We start from the raw sequence: 15,190 nt of genomic DNA on the forward strand, positions 1-15,190 counted from the left end.
CCCTCACCCGCCGAAGCGGATGCCGGAGAGCGGCGCGATCACCTGGTTGTAGATCTCCCCGCAGCGCGCGCCGCAGCGGCGCACCCAGCCGGGCAGCACCGTCTGCTCGAAGATCTGGCGGATCTGCGTGCGATCGGCCTCGGTCGCGCGCACCTCGGTCATCGGGCGTGCCGCGACATTATGGATGCGGCAAAGCTCGGCGCGGCCGATATTGCAGTCGATGCCATCGCGGGTCGCGGCGGCACCGAGTTCCCAGAGCTTGTCCTGCATCTCCCGGAACGTGCCCTCGAGGAAGGCGCGTACCTGCGGATCGAGCCGGTTCCACCAGGCGACGTTCACGAGATAGCCGGCGACCGCCCAGGAAAGCGGCAGGTCGGAGATATGGGTCGAGACCTCCGGCCAGCGGGCGGAGGCGCCGCTGCCGGTGCCGGTGATGGCGCAGTCGACAACGCCGCGCTCCAACGCCGAATAGACCTCGGGGAAGCCGATCGAGACCGGCTGGCCGCCGATCGCGCCGACCATGTCCACCAGGGAATTGCCGAAGGTGCGGATCCGGCGCCCACGAAGATCTGCGAGGCTGGTGAACGGCTGGCGGCAGAACAGCACCTGTGCTGGGAAGGGGTAGATCAGCACCAGGCGCGCACCGAAGCGCTCCAGGTCGCGATTGGCGACCGGCATCACCGCTTCGGCGATCTGGCGCGCCACGGCCATGTCAGGGGCGAGGCCGGCCAGGTCGATGCCGTCCAGGATCGGCACATCGCCCGACAGCGTCGTCAGCGTGCCGCCGCCGATATCGGCCTGGCCGGAGCGGACGAGGCGGACGATCTCGGCGCCCCCCAAGTTCCGTTCGGCATGGGTCGAGAGGTTGACCTCGATGCGGCCGCCGGTGCGGCTCGCCATCATCTCCCGCAGGTAGGGCACATCGACGCGGGTGTATTGCGGCTGGGTCGGCAAAGGCTGGGTAACGGCGACGATCGGAACGCGCGGCCCGGCAGGCAGGCTCGCGGGCATCTGGGCGACGGCGGGCGCGGCCAGGGCCAGCCCGAGCGCCAGGGTGATCGGACGCAGCATTCTTGAAGCCCCCTTCATATGGCGGCAATGCTGCATGGGCAGCCCGGGACACGCAATCGGGCATCGCTGGCCAAGCCGATGGCTTGGCACCGATTCTGCCGTCCGGAACAGCAATACTGCCTGTTCAGGGGCAGGAAGGGCCGCGCGCCCGCGCGGGATCGCCCAGCAGCGCGAAGCCGAAGGGCTGGTCGGCCTCCGGGTCGACCCGCACCCGGACCGCCCGGATGTCCTCCGCACCCGGCACCATCATGCGGGTGACGTTGCCGAGGGTGCGGTCGTCCGGGCCGCGGAGCGGCAGGTCGACCAGGAAGAAATGGCTGTCGCCATGGATCAGCAGCACCGGGCGACCATAGCGCCGGGCGCCTTCGAGCAGCGCGGCGCGGGTCGCAACATGGCCCTCGTACTCGCCGAAGCCGCAGCGGTCGCGGAAGAAGATGTCGGCCTGGAAGAGGAAAACCAGGGCGGGCGCCCGGTTGCGCTCGGCCTCGGCGAAGGCGGCCTCGATCCAGACGGTATTGGCGGCATCCCGCGGCGGGAACTCCTGCGCGGCGCCAGGCGGCTGCGGCCCCTGCAGGGGCGGGCGGTTGTTGTCGGACCCTACCGCATGGACAGTCGCGAAGACGACGCCCTGGTAGGTCCAGCGGGCATTCTCCACGAAATCGCGCCGGCCGGGGTCGAGGTCGGCCTGGCGCTCCAGCGGCAGGGTCACGCGGCCGAGGCTCTCGGGGCCGGGGAAGAATTCGCGGCGGAGCAGCGCCAGCCGCTCCCGCGGATCGAAGCGGCCGGCGCGGTCCTGCCAGCAATCCGTCCATTCATTGTCGCCGGGGGTGTAGATCAGCGGATGCTCGAAGCGGGCGAACCAGCGGCGCGTGCGGTCCGCCACCACGGCATCGGTGCAATGCTCGGCCCCCGCCTTGGTGTCGCCGACGAAGACCGAAAAGGCCGGCTGGGCGGCATTCATACGGTCTATCAGGACGTTGAGACGCTGCTCGTCCGCACAAGGCGTCTCGTTCTGGCTGCAATACGGCATGTCGCCGAAGGCCAGGAACTCGAAGGCTTCGGCACGGGCGGCGGCCGGCGCCAGCAGCAGGAACAGGCAGAGCAGGGATCGCATCTCGGGGCCTCCATCGCCGGACCGGCTAGCCTGGCATGACGGCGCTTGCTACCGCAGGCCCGTGAAGGCTTGCGCCGCCGCGGCGCAGGCGCTACCCGCCCCGCGTGGCCGAGACCCCGCCCCCCCTCCGCATCGAGGATTTCGACTTCGCGTTGCCCGACGGCCTGATCGCCCAGGCCCCGGCGAGGCCGCGCGATGCCGCGCGCCTGCTGCATGTCGGGCGGAAGGGGCTGGTGGACCGGGCGGTGCGCGACCTGCCGGCGCTGTTCCGGCCCGGCGACATCATGGTCGTGAACGATACACGGGTCATTCCGGCGCGGCTGCGGGCCCATCGCGGCGAGGCGGCGGTCGAGCTGATGCTGAACCGGGCCGAGGGCGGCGGGCTGTGGCACGCGCTGGCCCGCAACGCGCGGCGGCTGCGCGCCGGCGACGCCCTGGCCATCGACGGCGCACCGGAACTGCCCTGCCGGGTGCTGGAACGGCTGGAGGGCGGCGCGGTGCTGCTGGATTTCGGACCGGACCAGGGCCTGCTCGCCACCGCGCTCGACCGCGCCGGGGAAGTGCCGCTGCCGCCCTATATCGCGCGCCCGGAAGGGCCGAGCGATGCGGACCGGCAGGACTACCAGACCATTTTTGCCAAGCGGCCCGGCGCTGTCGCCGCACCGACCGCGAGCCTGCATTTCACGCCGGCACTCCTGGACGCCGTCGCGGCCCGGGGCGTCACGCGCGCGACGGTGACGCTGCATGTCGGTGCCGGCACCTTCCTGCCCTTGCGGGATGACGATGTGCGCGCGCACCGCATGCATGCCGAATGGGGTGAGGTAAGTGCGGAGGCCGCCGCCGCCATCAATGCCGCACGCACAGCAGGCGGGCGCGTCATCGCCATCGGCACCACGGCATTGCGGCTGCTGGAGAGCGCCGCGACCGATGCCGGCATCGCGCCGTTCAAGGGGTTGACCGATATCTACATCCTGCCGGGCCACCGCTTCCGCAGCGCGGATCTGCTGATGACCAATTTCCACCTGCCGCGCAGCACGCTCTTCATGCTGGTCGCGGCCTTTGCCGGCATGGCGCGGATGCAGGCCGCCTATACGCATGCCATCGCGGAGCGCTACCGCTTCTACTCCTATGGCGATGCCTCCCTGCTGGAACGCGCCGCATGACGTTGCACTGGACACCGAGTGGCCGTGACGGCGCCGCCCGCGCCGGCACGCTGCGCACCGCGCATGGCGAGGTGCCGACGCCGGTCTTCATGCCGGTCGGCACCGCCGGCACTGTGAAGGCGATGACCGCCGATGCGGTGCGCGCGACCGGCGCACGGATGATCCTGGGGAATACCTACCATCTGATGCTGCGGCCGGGAGCGGAGCGCGTGGCGCGGCTCGGCGGACTGCATCGCCTCGCCGATTGGCGCGGTCCGATCCTGACCGATTCCGGCGGCTTCCAGGTGATGTCGCTGGCGGCGCTCAGGAAGATGGATGCCGATGGCGTCACCTTCCAGAGCCATATCGACGGCTCCAAGCACCGCCTGACGCCGGAACGCAGCGTCGAGATCCAGCGCCTGCTCGGCGCCGACGTCACCATGTGCTTCGACGAATGCACGCCCTTCCCGGCGACCGAGGCGCAGGCGGCCGCCTCCATGCGGCTTTCCATGCGCTGGGCGGCGCGCTGCCGGGAGGCCTTCCTGCCGCGCGACGGCCATGGGCTGTTCGGCATCGTGCAGGGCAGCACCTTCCCGGAGCTCCGTGCCGAGAGTGTCGCGGCGCTGATCGGCATCGGCTTCGAGGGCTATGCGATCGGCGGCCTCGCGGTCGGCGAAGGGCAGGAGGCGATGTTCGCGACCCTCGACGCAACCTTGCCGCTGCTGCCGGCGGATCGCCCGCGCTACCTGATGGGCGTCGGCACGCCGGCCGACATCATCGGCGCCATCCGGCGCGGCATCGACATGTTCGATTGCGTGATCCCGACCCGCTCCGGCCGCACCGGCCGGGCCTATACGGGGCGCGGCGTGCTCAACATCCGCAACGCAGGGCATGCCGAGGATCTGCGGCCGCTCGACGCCGAATGCTCCTGCCCGGCCTGCCGCAGCCATAGCCGCGCCTATCTGCACCATCTGTTCAAAGCTGGCGAGATGCTCGGCCCGATGCTGCTCACCTGGCACAATATCCAGTACTATCAGGACCTGATGGCGCGCCTGCGCTCCGCCATCCTCGAGGGCCGCTTCGAAGAAGAAGCCGCCGCCATCGAGGCCGGCTGGGCGATGACGGAGGAAGAATGACCCACGACGTCTCCGGCCTGACCCAGCTCGGCCAGCCGAGCCGCCTCCCCGCCTCCCCAGACCAGGCGGTGCTGGAACGCGTGGCGAACCCGCATGCCTCACTGCGCTATTGCATCCGCTTCACGGCGCCCGAATTCACCAGCCTCTGCCCGCTGACGGGGCAGCCGGATTTCGCGCATCTGATGATCGACTACGTGCCCGATGCCTGGATCGTCGAGAGCAAGTCGCTGAAGCTCTACCTCGCTTCCTTCCGCAACCACGGCGCCTTCCATGAGGCCTGCACGCTGGATATCGCCCAACGCCTGGTCGGGCTGCTGGCACCGCAATGGCTGCGCATCGGCGGCTATTGGTATCCGCGCGGCGGCATCCCGATCGACGTCTTCTGGCAGAGCGGCGCGGCGCCGGATGGTGTCTGGATCCCCGATCAGAAGGTCGAACCCTATCGTGGACGCGGCTGAGCGGATCCGGGAAAAGGCGCTCGCCCTCGGCTTCGATGCCGTGGGCTTTGCCCGCGCGACGCTGTCCGACGCGACACGGGAGCGCCTGGCGCGCTTCCTGGCCGAGGGCATGCACGGCAGCATGGGCTGGATGGAGGCGCGCAGCGAGCAGCGCGGCGACCCGCGTGCGCTCTGGCCGGACGCGGCGAGCGTGATCTCGCTCGGCATGTCCTATGCACCGGAGGACGATCCCCTCGCCTCCCTGCCGATGCGCGACCGCGCGACGATCAGCGTCTATGCCCGCCATCGCGACTACCATGATACCGTGAAGAAGCGGCTGAAGGCGCTGGCGCGCTGGATCGTCGAGACCTGGCTCGACGACAGCGTGAAGGTCTTCGTCGATACCGCGCCGGTGATGGAGAAGCCGTTGGCGCAGCAGGCGGGCATCGGCTGGCAGGGCAAGCACACCAACCTGGTGAACCGCGAGCACGGGTCCTGGCTGTTCCTGGGCGAGATCTTCACAACCTTGGCGCTGACGCCCGCCGCGGCGGAGACGGATCACTGCGGGTCCTGCCGGCGCTGCCTCGATGTCTGCCCGACCGCGGCCTTTCCGGCACCCTACCGGCTGGATGCACGGCGCTGCATCTCCTACCTGACCATCGAGAGCCGTGATCCGATCCCGGAGGAGTTCCGAGCGCCGATGGGCAACCGCATCTATGGCTGCGACGACTGCCTGGCCGTCTGCCCCTGGAACAAGTTCGCCCAGGCCCATGCGGAGCCGGATTTTGCGCCGCGCGCGACCCTGACCGCGCCGCTGCTGGCCGATTTCGCGGCATTGGACGATGCGGGCTTCCGGGCGCTGTTCTCCGGCAGCCCGATCAAGCGCATCGGGCGCGACCGCTTCCTGCGCAACGTGATGATCGCGATCGGCAATTCTGCCTCTCCCGCATTGCGGCCGCATGCCCAGGCGCTGTGCGAGGATCCCGATCCGGTGGTCGCGGAGGCCGCGCGTTGGGCCGTCGAAAGGTTGCCTGCATGAGTGACGGCGCATTGGTCCTCTTCTCCGGCGGCCAGGACAGCGCGACCTGCCTCGCCTGGGCGCTCGACCGCTTCGCACGGGTCGAGACTATCGGCTTCGACTACGGCCAGCGGCACGTGGTGGAACTCGCGGTGCGCGATGCGTTCCGTGCCGAGTTGCTCCACGCCTTCCCTCGCTGGGCGGCGAAGCTCGGTGAGGATCATGTGCTGGCGCTCGATGCGCTGCGCGCGATCTCCGACACGGCGCTGACCCGCGACACCGCGATCACCATGCAGACGAATGGGCTGCCCAACACCTTCGTTCCCGGGCGCAACCTGCTGTTCCTGACCTTCGCGGCGGCGCTGGCTTATCGCCGCGGGCTGAAGCACATCGTCGCGGGCGTCTGCGAGACCGATTACTCCGGCTATCCCGATTGCCGCGACGACACCATCAAAGCGCTGCAAGTGGCGCTGAATCTCGGGATGGAATCCCGCCTGCTGCTGCACACACCGCTGATGTGGCGCGACAAGCCGGCGACCTGGGTGCTGGCCGATGCCCTTGGTGGGCGCACCCTCACCGCACTGGTGGAAGAGCATACCCATAGCTGCTACCTGGGCGACCGCAGCACCCGCCATCCCTGGGGCTATGGCTGCGCCACCTGCCCGGCCTGCGATCTCAGGCGCAAGGGCTGGGAGAACTGGAAGGCCGCCCATGCTGGATGACCGCCGCCGCCGCGAAGGCGCGCTCTTCCTGATCGCCTTCGGGCTCTGCATCCCCGCCGCCAATTGGCTGATCGGGCATGCCGGCACGGTCTGCGTGCCCGGCGGACCCTGCCTGATCCCGGTGGCACCGGGGCTGGTGGCGCCGTCCGGCGTGCTGATGATCGGGCTCGCACTGGTGCTGCGGGACCTGGTGCAGCGCCGGCTCGGGCTGCGCTTCGCTTTCGCGGCGGTCGTGGCCGGCACCGCGCTCTCTGCACTGCTGGCGCCGCCGGCGCTGGTGCTGGCTTCCGCCGCCGCCTTCCTGGTGAGCGAGACCGCGGATCTCGCGGTTTATACCCCCTTGCAGCGGCGTGGGCTGGTGCTGGCGGTCCTCGCCTCCTCCGTCGCCGGGCTGGTGGTGGACAGCATCGTCTTCCTGACGTTGGCCTTCGCCAGCCTCGCCTATCTGCCGGGCCAGGTCGTCGGCAAGGCCTGGATGGTGCTGGCGGCGCTGCCGCTGATCCATTGGCTGCGCCGGCGGGACGAGCGGCTAGGCCTCACGCCGGCCTGAACCGCGCGGCGTTCCGCATCGGGCGCGATACCGCATAGGATGCCTGCCATGGATGCTTTCATCTGCACCGCCTGCGGCACCCAGCACGCGCCGAGCGAGGTGCCGCCGGCCGCCTGCGCCATCTGCGAGGACGAGCGGCAATATGTGCCGCCTTCTGGCCAGGGCTGGACCACCCTCGCCCGCCTGGGCCGCAGCCACATGGCGACCTTCCGGCAGGAGGCAGGCTTGCTCGGCATCGGCATGGCACCGCATTTCGGCATCGGCCAGCGGGCGCTGCTGGTGCGGACGCCGCAGGGCAATATCCTGTGGGACTGCGTCAGCTTGATCGATGACGCCATGGTCGCGATCATCCAGGGCCTCGGCGGCCTCGCCGCCATCGCGATCTCCCACCCCCACTACTACACGACGATGGTGGAATGGAGCCGCCGCTTCGGCGGCGTGCCCGTGCACCTGCACGCGGCGGACCGGGAATGGATCATGTGGCCCGATCCCTGCGTCGTGCTCTGGGAAGGCGACAGCAAGGCCCTGGCGCCGGGCGTGACCCTGGTCCGGGCCGGCGGCCATTATCCGGGCGGCGCCGTGCTGCATTGGGAAGCCGGCGCCGGCGGCAAGGGGGCGCTGCTGAGCGGCGACCTGCTGCAGGTCATGCCGGATCGCCGGCATCTCGGCTTCATGCGGTCCTATCCCAACCTGATCCCGCTCGGCGCTGCGGCGCTGCGTGGCATGGCGGCCCGCCTAGCCCCCTTCCGCTACGATGCCATCCACGGCGCCTTCTGGGACCGGGTAATCACACAAGACGGCGAGGCCGCCGTCGCGCGCTCCATGGAACGGCATATCGCCTGGCTTGAGCGGACGGATGCCGGGTAGCGCCGGCGCGCGAACCCCAGTAGCGGCCATGGTTCCGTTGGCGTATCATCGCCTCGGCTGAGCGACCCGGCCGAGGACCCATGACCTTCGGAAGCGACAGTATCGTCAGTCTTCAGCGATTCCTGAACGGCAAGCTGCAGCCGTCGCCGAATCTTGCTCTCGACGGCGTCATGGGTCCACAGACCCGCGAGGCTTTGCAGCGCTATGAGGAGGTCCGTGCCCGCGTGGGCACCGACGGCGCGCTGATCGATGCCCACCTCCACCGCGACCATGTCTGGAGCGGCGCCCCCGACGGCTGGGACGAGGCCCCGGGAAGCCAGGAAACCCTGGAGGCCGGCGGGCCGCATGTTTGGATGGCGATCGCGGAAGGCGAGATCGGGGTCTCGGAAGCCACCGGCAGGGGCAGCCATGCGGCGCAGATCGAAGCCTATCGCCAGGCGGCCGGACGCGGCGACGGGGCCGAATGGTCCTCCGCCTTCGTGAACTGGGTGCTACGCAAGGCGGGCCATATCGGGACCGGCAGCGCCGAAGCGCGGAGCTGGATCGGTTGGGGCATGGCCTGCGAGCCGCGCTACGGTGCCGTCACAGTGCTGCGCACCGCGCCGGGCAGCGGCGCGGGCTTCCATGTCGGCTTCCTGACTTCGGTGCAGTCCAGCAAGGTGCGGTTGCTCGGCGGTAGCCAGAACGACAAGGTGAAATTCGCGAATTTCCCGTCCGCTCGCTACGAGCCGATCGCCTATCGCTGGCCGCCGCAATAGGGCGTGGTCGGCGGACTACCGGTAGACCTTGCGGTAGAGCGCCTCGATCTCCGCCGCATCCGGCACCCGCGGGTTGTTGGCCGGGCTGCCGGAGGCCAATGCCTGCTGCGCCATGGTCGGGATCAGGCCATCCCATTTGGCGGCATCGATGCCGTGACGCTCCGGCGTCGGCACCGCCAGGTCGCGGTTGAGCGCGGTCAGCTCTTCCACCAGCTTGGCGCCGGCTGCCTGATCGCCCTCGGCGGCGCTGGCAACACCCATCGCACGCGCGGCCTCGGCGTAGCGCGGCAGCGCGTCATTGAGGCCGAAGGCGGTGACGGCGGGCAGCAGCATGGCGTTGGAGAGGCCGTGCGGCACATGGAAATGCGCCCCGATCGGCCGCGACATGCCATGCACCAGCGCGACAGAGCTGTTGGAGAAGGCGAGGCCCGCGAAGGTCGCGCCCTTCATCATCGTGGCCCGTGCCATGGCGTTGCGCGGCTCGGCATAGACGGTGCGCAGGTTGGGCGCGATCAGGCGCATGGCGCGCAGTGCGTATTCGTCGCTCTCGTCATTGGCGCGCTTGCTGACGAAGGCTTCCAGCGCATGGGTCAGGCTGTCGATGCCGGTATCGGCCGTGGTGCGCGGCGGTACGCTGAAGGTCAGCTCATAATCGACGATGGCCGCGAGCGGCAGCGCCCCCAGCCCTGCGATCAGCATCTTCTCGTCGCGCTCGGTGTCGGTGATGACGGTGAAGCGCGTCGCCTCGCTGCCCGTCCCGGCCGTGGTCGGCACGCAGATCACCGGCAGTGCCGCCGCATTGGCCTGCGCCGGCACCTTGAAGTCGCGCATCTTCGCGCCGGCGGGTGCCGCGGCCAGGATCGCCATGGCCTTGGCGGTGTCCATCGGGCTGCCACCGCCGAAGCCCAGCAGGCAGTCGAATGTGCCCGATTTCAGGATCGCGACGCCGGCTTCGATCACCGTGTCGGTCGGATCCGGCACCGTGTCGGAGAAGAGAACCGGGTCGATGCCCGCGGCGCGCAGCGGCGCCGCCAGCGCGCGCTCCACAGTGCCGGAAGAGACCATGAAGGGGTCGGTGACCACGAGCGGGCGCGAGAGGCCGAACTGCGCCAGCACCTCCGCGGCCTTGGCGACGGCACCGCCACCGATCAGCAGCAGGCGCGGGGACTGGAAGCTGGTGATCATGGGCGTTCTCCTCCGCCGCCGGATTACACCGCCGCCCGTGCCTTCGCAAAGAGCGCGAGGCGCCGTGCCGCCGCCGGTGCGAAGCCCGCACCGGTGTCGCTGATCGCTTCCGGCAGGGTCTCCGCCAGATGGCAGGCGACCTGATGGCCATCCGCCAAGGGGCGTAGCGCCGGGTCCTGTTCCCGGCAGATCGCCTGGGCGGCAGGACACCGGGTATGGAAGCGGCAGCCGGGCGGGATCGCCATCGGGCTCGGCACGTCACCGCCGAGCGGGGTTACGCGGCCGCGCCGCTGCGGATCGGGATGCGGGATCGCGGCCAGCAGCGCCCGCGTATAGGGATGGCGCGGCGCGGCAAAGAGGGCGCGCTTCGACGCCACCTCCAAGATGCGGCCGAGATACATCACGGCGACCCGGTCTGCGACGTGCTTCACCACGGCCAGATCATGCGCGATGAAGAGGTAGGCCAGCCCAAAGCGACGCTGCAGATCCTTCAGCAGGTTCACCACCTGCGCCTGGATCGAGACGTCGAGCGCCGAGACAGGCTCGTCGCAGACGATCAGCTCCGGCTGCATGCTGAGCGCGCGGGCGATGCCGATGCGCTGGCGCTGCCCGCCGCTGAACTCATGCGGGAAGCGCGCCGCGTGGAAGGGCGCTAAGCCGACCAGGCCCAGCAATTCCTCCACCCGGGCACGGCGGGACGCGGCGTTGCCGATGCCGTGTACCGCCATGGGCTCCGCGATCGCGTCGCCGACATTCAGGCGCGGGTTGAGGCTGGCATAGGGGTCCTGGAAGACGATCTGCGCGCGGCGGCGGAGCGCCCGCAGCGCCGCGCCGCCGATCCGCGTGACATCCCGGCCGTCGAAGTGGATCGATCCGGCGGAGGGCTCGATCAGACGCAGCGCCAGCCGCGCCGTGGTGGATTTGCCGCAGCCGGACTCGCCCACCAGCGCCAGGGTCTCGCCCCGGTTCACGGCGAAGGAGACACCGTCGACGGCGCGCACCGTTCCCACCTGGCGGGCGACGACGATGCCGCTCTTCACCGGGTAATGCTTCGCGAGATCGCGGACTTCCAGCAGCGGCGTCATGCGGCATTGCCCAGCGCGAGGGAGGCCTCGATCGGCGCGCGAATGCAGGCGGCCTCATGCGCATCGGCGATGTCGCGCAGCGGCGGCGGCGCGGCATTGCAGGGGCTGATGGCGAAAGGGCAGCGCGGCGCGAAGCGGCAGCCCGGCGGCAGCGCGAAGGGCGGTGGCACGCTGCCTTCGATGGCCAGCAAGGTCTCCCGCTCCTCATCGAGGCGCGGGATGGAGCCGAGCAGGCCGAGCGTATAGGGGTGCTGCGGATCCTCGAAGATCGCGCGCGCCGGGCCGCGCTCCGCCACGCGGCCGGCATACATGACCGCGACCTCGTCGGCCATTTCCGCGACCACGCCGAGGTCGTGGGTGATGAGGATGATGCTCATCCCCGTCTCGGACTGCAATTCCCGCAGCAGGTCGAGGATCTGGGCCTGCACGGTGACGTCGAGAGCCGTCGTCGGCTCATCCGCGATCAGCAGCTTCGGGCTGCAGGCAAGCGCCATCGCGATCATGACACGCTGGCGCATGCCGCCGGAGAGCTGGTGCGGATATTCGGTGAAGCGGCGCTCCGGTGCCGGAATCCGTACCCGGGCCAGGGCCGCGATGGCGCGGTCGCGCAGCTCGGCGGCGCCGGCGCGCGGCTCATGCGCGCGCATCGCTTCCATGATCTGGTCGCCGATGCTGTGCACGGGATTGAGGCTGGTCATCGGCTCCTGGAAGATCATCGCGACCTCCCTGCCCCGCACGTCGCGCATCTCGGCCTTGGGCAGCGTCAGCAGGTCACGCCCTTCCAGCAGCACACGCCCGGCGGCGACGCGGCCGGGCGGCGGCACCAGCCGCATGACGGAGAGTGAGAGCATCGACTTGCCGCAGCCGCTCTCGCCCACGATGCCGAGGGTGCGGCCGCGCGGGACCGACAGCGAGACGCCGTCCACCGCCGCGATCTCGCCCATGCCGCTGCGGAAGACCGTCCGCAGCCCCTCGATGCTCAGAAGCGCTTCCGTCATGCCCAGCGGAAGGTCGTCGGTGCGATCTGCTCGGCGCTGCGGTGCGCCCAGTCGCGCTGCGGCACCTGGCCTTCGATGCGCTTCTGCGCCTCATGCAGATGCGCGGCCGCGGCGCGATAATCCATGGTCAGCACCTCACCATTCTCGACCACCTTGCGGCCGTCGACATAGACGGCTTTCAACGCGTCGTCGCCCGCCGCATAGATCAGGCTCCGCAGCGGATCGCGGGCAGGGCGCATGCGCGGATGGGTGACGTCCACCAGGGAGAAATCGGCCCGGCAGCCGGCGGCGAGACGGCCGATATCGTCGCGTCCGAGCGCCACGGCACCGCCGATGGTCGCGGCATGGAACAGGTCCGCCGAGGTGAGCGTGCGCGGATCGGTCGCCTGGGTGCGGGCGATATAGGCCGCCAGCCGCATCTCATCCAGCATGTTGTGCGGGTAGGTGTCGGTGCCGAGGCCGAGATTCACCCCCGCCCGCCGATAGCGGCCGATATCCTTCAGCGCGATGCCGCGTCGCGCGAAGACCGTCGGACAATGCGCGACGGTGGTGCCGGTCTCGGCCAGGCGGTTCAGATCGGTGCGGGTGTGCCAGGGCGTGGAGGGGTGATCGTCGAGGAAGATGCCATGCCCGATGATCGCCCGCTCCGACAGCAGACCCATGCTGTCGAGCCAACCGATCGGGGTATAGCCATGACGGCGGGTGATCTCATGGAACTCGACCACCGACTGCGCCGCGTGGATCTGCCAGGAGACGCCGCGTGCCTTGGCCTCCTGCCGGCTCTCGCGCAGGAGCGTTTCGGAACATGTGTCGATTTGCGCCGGCACGACCATGCCGAAGAGGCGGCCGCATTCATGCTGTTCGGCGCGCTCGATCAGGGTCAGCGCCTCGGCCATCGCCTTCTCGCCGGCCTTCTCGTCCCATTCATATTCGACGACATGGCCGTTCTTCGTGAACCAGCGGGCGGAGCGGAACATCGGCGCGATGCAGACCCGCATGCCGGCTTCGGCCAGGAGGTCGAGCCAGCCGGGATGGGCCATGGATAGGTCGGCGACGGTGGTGACGCCGGAGAGCAGCAATTCGCTCATCGCGACGCGGACGCAGGAGGGCACGGCGTCGGCATCGGCGCGGAAGATCGGCAGGTATTCGTAAAGGGAGGAGTTGTAGAGGCCTGGCGTCCCCACCTCATCGGTGAAGCCCTTGTTCATGGGCTCGCTCGACGGATGGGAATGGATGTTCACGAGGCCGGGCATGATCATCAGGCCCTTGCCATCGATCACCGCATCGGCGGCACCGTCATAGCCGCGGCCGACGAAGGTGAGGACGCCGTCGCGAAAAGCGACGTCGGCATCCGAGAGATAGACGTGTTCCTTCGCGGCTGCGTCCCATGCGATCGCCAGGTCGGCGTTGCGGATCAGCGTGGTGGTCATGATACCCAGTGCCTCCCCTCGGTGGCGCCCTCCGGAAGCAGGCCCGGACGGCGCCATCCATGATTGCTTCAGCGTGTCAGGCGGATGTCGAGGCCCTTGTACAGCCCGACACCATAGATGCCATGCGCGCGGACGCCCTCGGTACGTTGGCTGGCGGCGAGCCAGAGATTCTCGCGCGCGATCGGCAGCCAGACATTGTTCTCCGCGATGATGCGCTGTGCTTCGGCGATGGCTGCCTGACGCGTTGCCGCATCCAGCGCGGTCTTTGCCGTGTTCAGCGCCGCGTCGGTGCGCGGATCCGACCAGTTCATCCGGTTCGGCGTCGGCCGGTTGCGGCTGTCGAAATAGAGCGCGAAGCCATCGGTCGCAGAGATATAGGGGTAGGACATCACGAAGGCATCGAATTCCTGGGTGGCGAGCCGCCCCCAGCCGACGGTCGCATCCCAAAGCTGGATGCGCATCTCGATGCCGACGCGGCGGAGATCGGCCTGGATCGCTTCGGTGAACTGGCGCGATTCCGTGGTCTGCAGCCCATAGAGCAGGAAGCTGGCGCGCTGCCCGTCCTTTACCCGGACGCCGTCGGGGCCGACGCGCCAGCCGGCCTCGTCCAGCACCCGACGGGCTGCGGCGGGATCGAATTGCGGCACCAGCCGCGCAGCCTCTTCGCTGTAGCCGGCGGTGTTCGGGTTCAGATAGGCAGTGGCAGGGGAGGCGTTGCCGAACCACACCGCCTGTACGATCGCCGCCCGGTTCACCGCCAAGTTGATGGCACGCCGGACCGCCGGGTCGCTGACCACCGGCTTGTCGACCTTGAAACCCATGAAGTAGTCCCAGAAGTAGTTCTCCTGGCGTGTCATGCGGATGGTCGGCACGTTGCGGAGCTGCTGGATCGCGATGTTCGGGATGTACTGGGTGACGTCGCCCTGCCCGGTCTGCAGCGCGGCGAGGCGCGTGTTCGCCTCCGGGATCACGCGCCAGATCACGCGATCCACCTGGGGCGAGCGGTTCTGATAGATCGGCGGCCCCCAGGTGTAGTTGGGATGGCGCTGCAGCACCATCTCCTGCCGCGGCGTCCAGCTCACCCAGCAATAAGGACCGGTGCCGTTGAAGCCCTGGCTGCCAAAATTCTGGCCCAGCCGCTCGACCGTGCTGCGATCGACGATCGAGGCGAAGAACAGGGTGAGCTGATAGAGCAGCTCGCCGAAAGGTTCGGTGAGCTCGTACTCGACGGTGTGGTCGTCGATCGCGCGCACTTCCCGCACCGGGCCGGCGCGCCAGCGCACCGGGCTGCGGTTCGCGGGGTCGACCCAGCGCATGATCGAATAGGCGACGTCCTGCGCGGTCATCGGGCGGCCGTCGCAGAAGGTGACGTCGCGGCGCAGGTGGAAGGTATAGGTCTTGCCGTCCGGGCTGATCTCCCAGCGCTCGGCGAGGCCGGGGCGGACGGTGCGCATGTCCCAGTCGAGGGAGACGAGCGTATCGGACATCATATAGACGACTTCGCCGGCGCCCCGCGCGGTCGAGCGAATCGGGTCGTAGTTGTCGGCATCAATCTCACGCAACACGACCAGCGTGTTGCGCGGCGCCGCCTGGGCCAGCGCATCGCCGGCCGGCAACGCGGCCGCCAATGCGAGCATCGCGCCCGCGAGCAGCTTCTTCATATTCCTGATCTCCCCC

At 69.4% G+C, this 15,190-nt stretch carries 15 protein-coding genes; 8 read left to right on the forward strand and 7 right to left on the reverse strand.

Translation table 11 applies throughout. The annotated features are described in order from the left end of the window. Positions 1-3: 3 nt before the first annotated feature. A complete protein-coding gene (locus tag GXW71_RS03780) occupies positions 4-1,071 on the reverse strand; it encodes a TRAP transporter substrate-binding protein (protein WP_211851056.1) in 1,068 nt (355 codons plus the stop codon). 124 nt (positions 1,072-1,195) lie between these two features. Beyond that, complete coding sequence (locus tag GXW71_RS03785; RefSeq protein ID WP_211851057.1) at positions 1,196-2,185, reverse strand: hypothetical protein; 990 nt, start codon at positions 2,183-2,185, stop codon at positions 1,196-1,198. 104 nt (positions 2,186-2,289) lie between these two features. Between GXW71_RS03785 and queA the strand changes: the two genes are divergently transcribed. The 8 genes from queA to GXW71_RS03825 all read left to right on the forward strand — a co-directional run bounded on the left by queA (position 2,290) and on the right by GXW71_RS03825 (position 8,815). Beyond that, complete coding sequence (queA, locus tag GXW71_RS03790; protein ID WP_211851058.1) at positions 2,290-3,348, forward strand: tRNA preQ1(34) S-adenosylmethionine ribosyltransferase-isomerase QueA; 1,059 nt, start codon at positions 2,290-2,292, stop codon at positions 3,346-3,348. Further along, on the forward strand, positions 3,345-4,463 hold the full coding sequence (tgt, locus tag GXW71_RS03795) for a tRNA guanosine(34) transglycosylase Tgt (protein ID WP_211851059.1): 1,119 nt from the start codon (positions 3,345-3,347) through the stop codon (positions 4,461-4,463). Before queA ends, tgt begins: the two co-directional genes overlap by 4 nt. Further along, entirely contained in the window at positions 4,460-4,921 is a 462-nt protein-coding gene (gene queF, locus GXW71_RS03800) for a preQ(1) synthase (RefSeq protein WP_211851060.1), read from the forward strand. Before tgt ends, queF begins: the two co-directional genes overlap by 4 nt. Further along, positions 4,869-5,939, forward strand: coding sequence for a tRNA epoxyqueuosine(34) reductase QueG (gene queG / locus GXW71_RS03805; protein WP_211851061.1), 1,071 nt, complete (start codon positions 4,869-4,871; stop codon positions 5,937-5,939). The genes queF and queG overlap by 53 nt, the downstream gene beginning before the upstream one ends. Beyond that, positions 5,936-6,640, forward strand: a complete 705-nt coding sequence (queC, locus tag GXW71_RS03810; protein WP_211851062.1) for a 7-cyano-7-deazaguanine synthase QueC — start codon at positions 5,936-5,938, stop codon at positions 6,638-6,640. The genes queG and queC overlap by 4 nt, the downstream gene beginning before the upstream one ends. Beyond that, entirely contained in the window at positions 6,630-7,190 is a 561-nt protein-coding gene (locus GXW71_RS03815; protein WP_211851063.1) for a VUT family protein, read from the forward strand. Before queC ends, GXW71_RS03815 begins: the two co-directional genes overlap by 11 nt. A 48-nt stretch (positions 7,191-7,238) precedes the next feature. Then, positions 7,239-8,057, forward strand: coding sequence for an MBL fold metallo-hydrolase (locus GXW71_RS03820; protein WP_211851064.1), 819 nt, complete (start codon positions 7,239-7,241; stop codon positions 8,055-8,057). 80 nt (positions 8,058-8,137) lie between these two features. After that, positions 8,138-8,815 (forward strand): TIGR02594 family protein, encoded by a 678-nt coding sequence (locus GXW71_RS03825; RefSeq protein ID WP_211851065.1) that lies wholly within the window; start codon positions 8,138-8,140, stop codon positions 8,813-8,815. Positions 8,816-8,830: 15 nt separating this feature from the next. Here the strand turns inward: GXW71_RS03825 and GXW71_RS03830 are convergent, their stop codons facing one another. The 5 genes from GXW71_RS03830 to GXW71_RS03850 all read right to left on the reverse strand — a co-directional run bounded on the left by GXW71_RS03830 (position 8,831) and on the right by GXW71_RS03850 (position 15,174). Next, positions 8,831-10,000 carry an iron-containing alcohol dehydrogenase gene (locus GXW71_RS03830; RefSeq protein ID WP_211851066.1) on the reverse strand — a complete coding sequence of 390 codons (1,170 nt, stop codon included), beginning with the start codon at positions 9,998-10,000 and terminating at the stop codon, positions 8,831-8,833. Positions 10,001-10,023: 23 nt separating this feature from the next. Further along, on the reverse strand, positions 10,024-11,085 hold the full coding sequence (locus GXW71_RS03835; RefSeq protein ID WP_211851067.1) for an ABC transporter ATP-binding protein: 1,062 nt from the start codon (positions 11,083-11,085) through the stop codon (positions 10,024-10,026). After that, positions 11,082-12,083, reverse strand: a complete 1,002-nt coding sequence (locus tag GXW71_RS03840) for an ABC transporter ATP-binding protein (protein ID WP_211851068.1) — start codon at positions 12,081-12,083, stop codon at positions 11,082-11,084. Before GXW71_RS03840 ends, GXW71_RS03835 begins: the two co-directional genes overlap by 4 nt. Beyond that, the gene (locus GXW71_RS03845) at positions 12,080-13,513 is read right to left on the reverse strand and encodes an amidohydrolase family protein (protein WP_211851069.1); all 1,434 of its coding nucleotides are present in this window, start codon (positions 13,511-13,513) and stop codon (positions 12,080-12,082) included. Before GXW71_RS03845 ends, GXW71_RS03840 begins: the two co-directional genes overlap by 4 nt. 68 nt (positions 13,514-13,581) lie before the next feature. Beyond that, the gene (locus tag GXW71_RS03850; protein WP_211851070.1) at positions 13,582-15,174 is read right to left on the reverse strand and encodes an ABC transporter substrate-binding protein; all 1,593 of its coding nucleotides are present in this window, start codon (positions 15,172-15,174) and stop codon (positions 13,582-13,584) included. Between the last annotated feature and the right edge of the window lie 16 nt (positions 15,175-15,190).

This window comes from Plastoroseomonas hellenica (genome assembly GCF_018129085.1).
In the GTDB taxonomy this organism is placed as follows: Bacteria; Pseudomonadota; Alphaproteobacteria; order Acetobacterales; family Acetobacteraceae; genus Plastoroseomonas; species Plastoroseomonas hellenica.

What these genes read in the sequence shown, in the direction of transcription:
- GXW71_RS03780 (WP_211851056.1), bottom strand. Translation starts at nt 1,071, where the DNA reads ATGCTGCGTCCGATCACCCTGGCGCTCGGGCTGGCCCTGGCCGCGCCC.
- GXW71_RS03785 (WP_211851057.1), bottom strand. Translation starts at nt 2,185, where the DNA reads ATGCGATCCCTGCTCTGCCTGTTCCTGCTGCTGGCGCCGGCCGCCGCC.
- tgt (WP_211851059.1), top strand. Translation starts at nt 3,345, where the DNA reads ATGACGTTGCACTGGACACCGAGTGGCCGTGACGGCGCCGCCCGCGCC.
- queF (WP_211851060.1), top strand. Translation starts at nt 4,460, where the DNA reads ATGACCCACGACGTCTCCGGCCTGACCCAGCTCGGCCAGCCGAGCCGC.
- queG (WP_211851061.1), top strand. Translation starts at nt 4,869, where the DNA reads ATGGTGTCTGGATCCCCGATCAGAAGGTCGAACCCTATCGTGGACGCG.
- queC (WP_211851062.1), top strand. Translation starts at nt 5,936, where the DNA reads ATGAGTGACGGCGCATTGGTCCTCTTCTCCGGCGGCCAGGACAGCGCG.
- GXW71_RS03815 (WP_211851063.1), top strand. Translation starts at nt 6,630, where the DNA reads ATGCTGGATGACCGCCGCCGCCGCGAAGGCGCGCTCTTCCTGATCGCC.
- GXW71_RS03820 (WP_211851064.1), top strand. Translation starts at nt 7,239, where the DNA reads ATGGATGCTTTCATCTGCACCGCCTGCGGCACCCAGCACGCGCCGAGC.
- GXW71_RS03825 (WP_211851065.1), top strand. Translation starts at nt 8,138, where the DNA reads ATGACCTTCGGAAGCGACAGTATCGTCAGTCTTCAGCGATTCCTGAAC.
- GXW71_RS03830 (WP_211851066.1), bottom strand. Translation starts at nt 10,000, where the DNA reads ATGATCACCAGCTTCCAGTCCCCGCGCCTGCTGCTGATCGGTGGCGGT.
- GXW71_RS03835 (WP_211851067.1), bottom strand. Translation starts at nt 11,085, where the DNA reads ATGACGCCGCTGCTGGAAGTCCGCGATCTCGCGAAGCATTACCCGGTG.
- GXW71_RS03840 (WP_211851068.1), bottom strand. Translation starts at nt 12,083, where the DNA reads ATGACGGAAGCGCTTCTGAGCATCGAGGGGCTGCGGACGGTCTTCCGC.
- GXW71_RS03845 (WP_211851069.1), bottom strand. Translation starts at nt 13,513, where the DNA reads ATGACCACCACGCTGATCCGCAACGCCGACCTGGCGATCGCATGGGAC.
- GXW71_RS03850 (WP_211851070.1), bottom strand. Translation starts at nt 15,174, where the DNA reads ATGAAGAAGCTGCTCGCGGGCGCGATGCTCGCATTGGCGGCCGCGTTG.